The following is a 394-nucleotide window of genomic DNA, read 5'->3' on the forward strand; positions in this document are numbered from 1 at the left end:
AAAGGTTTCCTTCACTTCCAGCGAGGCTTTCTTGGTGTTGTACATCCACCTCCCAAGGCCGGTGGCGTCCGTGCCCTGGAACATAAAGCCCATTTCCTGCAGCTCCATGCTGGCCTGCTCGAGATTCTTCTTCAGGGCATCCACATCATTGGTCAGTGTCCGTACATCCGCCTCGCCCACTTGGTTGATGTTTTCGTAAGCCTCCAGGGCCGCAGGTGACAAAGCCGCCATCTCGTTTTTCAGCCCCTGCCAGTGGCTGGCCATGGCCTGTGCGATGGAGCCTCCGGAGGCCAGCTGGTTATTGGCACTGGCCGCAGAGTCCCCGGCTTCTTCCAAGGCACTGCCGGTATCCTTAACGGCTTTATTCAGTTCCTTTTGCTTCTTGGTGGCCTTG

General features: G+C 57.1%; 1 protein-coding gene. It reads right to left on the reverse strand.

What is annotated here, in order from left to right; genetic code table 11:
• Positions 1-394, reverse strand: a 394-nt coding sequence (locus E1189_RS02320; protein ID WP_196221070.1) for a hypothetical protein, incomplete at both ends; no start/stop codon positions are given.

This window comes from Parendozoicomonas verongulae (assembly GCF_009711465.1).
Taxonomy (GTDB): Bacteria; Pseudomonadota; Gammaproteobacteria; order Pseudomonadales; family Endozoicomonadaceae; genus Sansalvadorimonas; species Sansalvadorimonas verongulae.